This window comes from uncultured Fretibacterium sp. (genome assembly GCF_938030725.1).
In the GTDB taxonomy this organism is placed as follows: domain Bacteria; phylum Synergistota; class Synergistia; order Synergistales; family Aminobacteriaceae; genus Fretibacterium.
The window spans coordinates 1-3,905 of record NZ_CALHIQ010000034.1 but is presented as its reverse complement, the minus strand read 5'-3'; the positions used below and the strand labels follow the sequence as shown (position 1 = coordinate 3,905).

The following is a 3,905-nucleotide window of genomic DNA, read 5'->3' as shown; positions in this document are numbered from 1 at the left end:
CAGATATTCCTCCAGTGATTCTCCGCTCAAGAGAATCTGGTGTTGCCTGGCGTAACTTTCGAGGTCCAGGTAAGCGGGAAGCATGTCCCGGTAGGGGCCGACGTAGATACAGGAAACCGCTTGAAACTCCTCGACAATACGAACGCAGGGCAGGGAGAGGTCAGGATTTTTAATCCTTATGCAGACCTCCAAATCTCCTTCCCGGTCATTGGGGTTCTCGCTGAACTGCTTTTTATAGCCGTTGTAAAAGAACGCCATGTTGGCTCCTGTTTCTTCCAGACGATGCTCGCTCAAAAACTTGAAGAGTTCCGCGCGCCTTGACGTGAAGAGCTGGTCTACATGCCAGTAGGAAACATAACGGGTGTACGCCACAACCGTTTCAGGGAACGTCTGAACGGAGATGATATCCTGAGCGAACGTCTTTTGATTCGCTATAAGGTAGACGGAGCTGTGCAGGATATTCAGGATACGGTCGATAATGGAATCGTACTTCGCCATAATATCCATTCTCTCCCTGCGAAGCTCATAGAGCTGCTGCTCCAGCTCTCTTTGCAATGGATTCAGCTCCCTGTTGCGGAGCAGCCTTCCGATCTTCTCCAGGGAAAAATTGTATTGCTTCAGCTCTGACAGAAGAAGGATTTCCTCGATCTGTCGGCGTTCGTAGTAGCGGTATCCATTTATCTCATCTCTGAAAGCGGGCGTGACCAGACCGCGCTCATCGTAAAAGCGCAGCTGTTTTGTCGAGACGTTGCAAAGCTTCGCCATTTGGCCAATGGTATACTTATCTTTGTTGTCCGTCATCATCTTCACCGTCCACGTTGAGTTGCAGAGCCCATCCCCTCGCAAAATATCCATCTGATGACACAAATGCTGTGCCTGATCGTCAAAGCACAAATCCGGCCACTTTCAGCACCGTAAACTCTTCGTAGCCGATCACGACTCTTATATAGCCTGCCAGAGAGCGATCCACTTCCTCGTCGCCCGTATCGACGTACAACGGACGGCCCTTCAAGGAAAGCACCTTATCTCGACCTGCCACAACGATAACGTTGTCCCTGCCGACCCTGCTGAGCACTTCTGCACTGATCTGCTGATTCCCGCGGCCAAAAAGACAGCCTTGCCCTCCAATGATCGTTACGATAATTTTGACCCTGTCATGCTCCTGTATTGCCTCAAGGATTTGCTTTTCCGTACAGTCGAGGGCAACGACCTTTTTGTCGTAAATCAGATCAACCCCAAGCAACGTGTTGGGCAGACCGAGCTCTCGCATCACAGCGGCCGTCGTCGAACCCGTCCCTACGATATAAAGCGTGTCGTGCCTCCACTGACCAGCAACGAACCGCGCCAACGTTTCAACCGAAGACATTCCAGCTCCGCCGACCTTGGTGTGTTGTACCAATGCCTCATCGTCAGGAATCCTCAGATAGCCGTAGAGCCGCGCCTGGACGACGCCATTCCTGAACAGGTCCTCATCGATATCCATGACCTCGGCCTCTTTGGCCCCATGGATTCGGCCCTGCACGCATTGGCGGGCGAGAAGGCCTGCGGCCTGCGGCGTAAGCGCATAGACGCCGGAGTGTATCTTGCACCCCGTCGGGATTCCAAGCACCGTCACCTCCTGCCCCACCGCCTTCAAGACATCCCGTGCGGTGCCGTCGCCTCCCGCGAACAGAAGCAGATCAAGGCCAACCTTCTGGAGCTCTTTGGCCGCCCGTATCGTGTCCTGAGGCCCTGTGTGAGCGCCAAAGGGCGTTCTCATCACCGTACAGGGAAGCCCGACCCGCTGACAGGACTCTTCCCCCATCGCGCCGGGGCAGGTATGCAGCTCAAATTCTTCCTCAAGCGGCTTGAGGTGAGCAAGCGTTACCGAAGCCTTCTTTCCACTTTCGAATTCGCCGCCGAGGAGAAGCGCGCGCTGCAGAGTATCGAACCCATCGGAACCCTTCAACCCAACCTTGCCGCCAATTCCCGCTATGGGATTGACGATCAGTCCCAATCGTTTCATGAGATGACCTCTTACCTCTTCAAGGTGAAATAAAAGGGGCTCCGCAGTTGAGCCCCTCAGATAGGCACGTGAGGTTTTTGTCGTGCCTACAGCCCAAGGTAGGTCCCGGCAAAGACGCCATAGTAGTTTCCAAGGACATATCCCAGAGTCCCCACCAGGATAGCGGGGACGACGAGCTCAGTCCAGCCTTTAGAGATGGCCATAGCCGCCGCCGTCGTGGGGCCGCCGACGTTGGCGTTTGAGGAGATGATGATCTCTTCAAGGGTGAAGCCGAACAACTTTCCTGCGCTAAAGGAAACGATCATGTTCGTGGCGACGATAATCGTGCAGAAGAGCAGGAGGAGTGGCGCTTGCGTCACGATCAAACGAATGGAAGCAGGGACGCCGATCACCGTAAAGAAGATGTGGATCAGGAACGTCCCAATCTCCTGCGCTCCGGCGATGCTTCCAACAGCCCCTGGGAACGCCGTCGCAATCAGGACGGTTACCGTCGTCATGATCAGATATTTATTCCCCAATAATCCGTTGATAAGGGCCTTGGCAAAGCTGTCCTTCGCGATCGCGTCGGAAAAATATCCCGTGATCACCATCGATAGCGCAACGATCACGAAGGACAACGCCACCGAACTTGCGATGTCCTTCAGAGCGACCGGCTTCGCCACCCAATAGGATGCTGCGCCCTGATCCCCCTCGCTCCTAGCCGCTACCGCGTCGATCAAGGGGTGCTTGTAGTTCTTCAGGAAGAACTGCGACCCTGAAGCTGCGATCAGCGCAAAGAAGTACAAGGCCATCAAGAGGTTGTCCGCAACCACTGAGGAGGAGACCAGATCGGCGGGGGCTTTATAGGCATCCGCCATAGCGACCAGGTTGACGCTGCCGCCCGTGTAGGTGCCGATCATCATGGTTACGGCAATCCCCAGGTCCTTGACGAGGTCCTTCAGCAGAAAATAGCCGATAAAGGCACCCAGGATCGTCCCAATGCCGCTGATCAAGTAGATGATCAACAGGCGGCCGCTATCCTTCCAGATCCTTCTGATGTTTGCGTTAAAGAGCAGGAGGGGGATGGCCAGTGGGACGACATAACTCCAGACAAAATCGTAGGCCGGAGCGTCCAGGGGGATGACGTTCAGATTGGACAGGATCATCGCACCGATCAAGGCAAGCACGCAGCCCGTCACTCTGGAAGCCCACTTATAGTTATGTTCCAACTGGATGCTCAACGCCGCAATCGCCGTAAGGATAGCAAACAACACCCAAGTCTGGTCCGCGCTGATAAAACTGGTCATTATTCTCGTCTTCCTCCCAGTGGTTTATGTTGAAGATACGATCCGGAAGCTTCACTTATCCTTGAGGTACTTATTATATGCCCGCCATGTCGTGGCGAACTTATCCCATTCCGTCATGTACGTCTCATCGATCTGCGTCGCAAGCGCCGCTTTGTGCGGGGCCGTCTTCACCAGCTCAGGGTCCGTGTAGGCCTCCTCGGCGATGGAACGAAACGCCTCGACGAACTCGTCGATGTCATCCTTGGAGTACGTCTCCACCGGTTCCGGGGTAAACGGCTCAGGGATCACCCTCGGATGGTGGCTTGAAAAATAGTCCTGGAACCCATAATCCACGATCCTCCGGCAAATATCGTCCGTTGTGACTCCCGTATCCCGCGTCAACTGCTCCCAGCTCAGCCGCGCCTGCTCCATGCGGAATTTCCCCTCCGCCCAGGGCATTGAAAGCCCTTTGATCGTCAGAAGTTTTTTCAGCATGTAGTTGTTGTTCAGAATGGAAAGCTCCCCAATCTCCTTCATCCCGTCGGGGCCAAGGGAACGAATGTAGGCATAAACCCTGACCAGAACAGCCGGCACGCCGTAAAATTTTCGCAGCTTGCCTATGCTCTCGGGGCGAC

At 54.6% G+C, this 3,905-nt stretch carries 3 protein-coding genes and 1 pseudogene; all 4 read right to left on the bottom strand.

Annotated features, from left to right (window positions below; genetic code table 11):
- On the bottom strand, positions 1-804 hold an 804-nt coding region (locus Q0629_RS02380), incomplete at its 3' end, for a MerR family transcriptional regulator (RefSeq protein WP_298778460.1).
- 79 nt (positions 805-883) lie between these two features.
- On the bottom strand, positions 884-2,005 hold the full coding sequence (locus Q0629_RS02375) for an ATP-NAD kinase family protein (RefSeq protein WP_298778457.1): 1,122 nt from the start codon (positions 2,003-2,005) through the stop codon (positions 884-886).
- 86 nt (positions 2,006-2,091) lie between these two features.
- Positions 2,092-3,291 (bottom strand): DUF819 family protein, encoded by a 1,200-nt coding sequence (locus Q0629_RS02370; RefSeq protein WP_298778454.1) that lies wholly within the window; start codon positions 3,289-3,291, stop codon positions 2,092-2,094.
- Positions 3,292-3,342: 51 nt separating this feature from the next.
- Positions 3,343-3,905, bottom strand: a pseudogene (locus Q0629_RS02365) (glycine dehydrogenase subunit 2); the annotation flags it as partial.

Bases quoted from the DNA above. Each gene is read 5' to 3' on its own strand.
- Q0629_RS02370 (WP_298778454.1), bottom strand. From the start codon at position 3,291: ATGACCAGTTTTATCAGCGCGGACCAGACTTGGGTGTTGTTTGCTATC.
- Q0629_RS02375 (WP_298778457.1), bottom strand. From the start codon at position 2,005: ATGAAACGATTGGGACTGATCGTCAATCCCATAGCGGGAATTGGCGGC.